The sequence below is a fragment of the Oceanobacillus indicireducens genome (genome assembly GCF_014647195.1).
Classification (GTDB): domain Bacteria; phylum Bacillota; class Bacilli; order Bacillales; family Amphibacillaceae; genus Oceanobacillus; species Oceanobacillus indicireducens.
This window is the reverse complement of record NZ_BMOS01000011.1, coordinates 1-2,567: the sequence shown is the minus strand read 5'-3', so window position 1 is coordinate 2,567 and position 2,567 is coordinate 1. Positions and strand designations below refer to the sequence as shown.

The 2,567-nt window shown below is 34.4% G+C and carries 2 protein-coding genes; one reads left to right on the top strand and one right to left on the bottom strand.

Annotated features, from left to right (window positions below; all coding sequences use genetic code 11):
• The first annotated feature begins 151 nt into the window (after window positions 1–151).
• Window positions 152–1,243, top strand: coding sequence for a hypothetical protein (locus tag IEX94_RS09155; RefSeq protein WP_188856931.1), 1,092 nt, complete (start codon window positions 152–154; stop codon window positions 1,241–1,243).
• A 1,102-nt stretch (window positions 1,244–2,345) separates the two neighbouring features.
• Here the strand turns inward: IEX94_RS09155 and IEX94_RS19740 are convergent.
• The coding region (locus tag IEX94_RS19740; protein WP_229782651.1) for a hypothetical protein at window positions 2,346–2,567 on the bottom strand (222 nt) is incomplete at its 5' end.

Genomic DNA, 2,567 nt, shown 5'->3' with positions numbered 1-2,567 from the left:
CCTGGTCATCAATACCATGGGATACTTGATATTGAAAACCTTCAAAAACTTCCTAGTGTCGCTCACGACTGTGTAATGATAATGAATAAGCATTTAAAGTTGTTGGAAGAAGAATATGATCTTCCTGAGATTTTCCAGGAGGAAAACAAAAATGAATAATTCGTTATTTGAAGAGTTGAAGATCGTTCAAAATGATTATCTTTCTTTATTAAAAGAGCTAAATAAGATTCCACAGGATGAAATTTCATTAGATAAGATCGATTCAATTAATGTTTTCTGGTATGAAAATAGGAATATAGTTAACTTGGTGTTTGATTACCTTTTTAAGGGGAAAGACACATATTGCTTTAGTGCTGCAACTATTTTTGATGTCGATAATAAAGATCAGAACAGTTTCTTTCTACTTGGAAATTACCATGTTTTTGACGACCCTATCCCAAGCTATTTGAATACCATAATTGGCATTTCAGATAAGATCTATTTGGAAAAGATGAAAAAGATTATTTCAAATACAATTAAAGATAATATCAGAATAATTGAGGAGCTCAATAGTGACCTTATTATTTTTCCTTTGCGGTATACATCAGTAATACTCAATCAACATTATGAACAACTGGATGAAATAGCTGAAAAGTTATTTTGTAATTTGTTTAATGATATTGAAAATATTACAGAATATAGGACAAAGGTAGTCACATTAGAGGACCTTATCAAACACTTAGATTATCACAATTCATCGGTAATTTTGCTGTTTGAGGGTGATGATCCATCAAATACATGGGAATACCGTATGGAAAGATACAAAGAGAATAATGATAATTATGATATGAATAAGCATTCAATTGGAAGTATTTTCTTCTTTGCAGTTTATGGGCACCTTAGACAAGCATTAGCACTTTTTGACATGGAGAGCACTTTTGAGGTAATACCTTTTATTCGTTCATTCATTCCGTTACACTATTATATATTATTGTCATCTATATTTGAAAAAAATTTAAAACCAGAGTTAGAACATAACTCTGCCAATAATAAATATTGGAAATCACAAGTTTCTTATTTTTTATATCAAGAGTTCAGAAAGCGGGAAATTGATCATTCATTATGGGAATTGAAGCAAAAGGCTATTGACATTGATTTTGAAACAAAATTATTTAACGAGCTAGGATACTCAGCAAATGAGCAAGAGGCTAAAACAATAAAATATGTTGTGAGCAAACTCTTGGATGAAATTGAAAAGAATTGACTTAGTAATACTAGGATAAGATTTTCTGATTCTAGTTGAAAAGGAAAAGATATGACCATATTTTTGTAGATTTTAATAGAGTCATGAATTTGACCGAATTAAATGCAGTTTGTTAACCTGACTAATTACTCGTAGAACCTATCAAGATGAAACAATAAACCAGAAAGGAAATTTGTAAAAATTTGCGAATTGAGATACCAAAGAAAGAGGGAACGGATTGAAATTTATTTTCTATATCGTACAGGAAGAAAGGTAACTGTACATCCAGCTACTTTTTCACATGGCTGTAATGGATCAAGTGAAGTAATTAATCCTTTAGAACTAAGAGAATTTGTACTACCAGAGGCACGGTTCCATGGGTAAAAATGTGGGATTATGGTACAAGTGGGTTAAGTATATCGGTTTCTTCTATGCAAGAAGATGAATAAACAATCTATCATCATGACAAAGCTCTACGGTGGATTAAGGTATAGATAGAGCTAACCATAAGGGACAATCTCAAGTGATTATAGTAAGAGACTGTCCCTTTTTATAATCATTACCTTTAAATTGTTACGGTGAACCGTACCATAAGTAGATAAGATCCTATAAGAAAAACAAGATAGTATTCCCATGCGCTCGAGTGATTTCCCTACATTATATTTACCTTGAATTGTAACTGCTCTCATAGATGTTGTTACTCCTATTTTTGTATTACCAATAGAATTACTATTATTATTGAAGTTTATGCACTTAAGAAAATGCGGAATCGAACTTAAGCGATTGCGGAGACCGCCTTTCCACTACTGCTTATACAAACATTTAAAGTGCGTATTCAAAAAGGAACAAGGTCGGCTAACGTCTCAAGAGTCAAGGACTGCGGTAACTCGTCCCGCCAAAAACATTTGTGTGTTGGAGTTCAATGAGTATTGCGGACGATTTTTACCAGCTGTGCGGTTCTTTTTACCATGCTTTGCGATGAAATGTACCATTATTCGCGGAAAAGTTTACCAATGATTACGAAAGACATAGCATATCCCTCTTTTTCCCACGTTTTTAAACACTCAGGACACAATTTCAATCCACCATTGCCGAATGAAAACCAGTATACACGCTGTAGTGTTTAGCAACAATACCACAACCCTTGACCTTGTTTGTGTCCGTGGTAGCGGCTTTGATGGCGAATGGCAGAAATAACGCCTTTACGACTCATTCGCATCAATAGCTTACCCCGGACAATCACTTCTAAGTTCCGCTGGCGGGGCCCCGACCCCTTCCAGCGATCACTAAAAAGTGGCACGGCGGTCAAGGGCAAGCAGCTAAAGCTGTGGTTAAAATAGTGTTT

What these genes read in the sequence shown, in the direction of transcription:
- IEX94_RS09155 (WP_188856931.1), top strand. Translation starts at nt 152, where the DNA reads ATGAATAATTCGTTATTTGAAGAGTTGAAGATCGTTCAAAATGATTAT.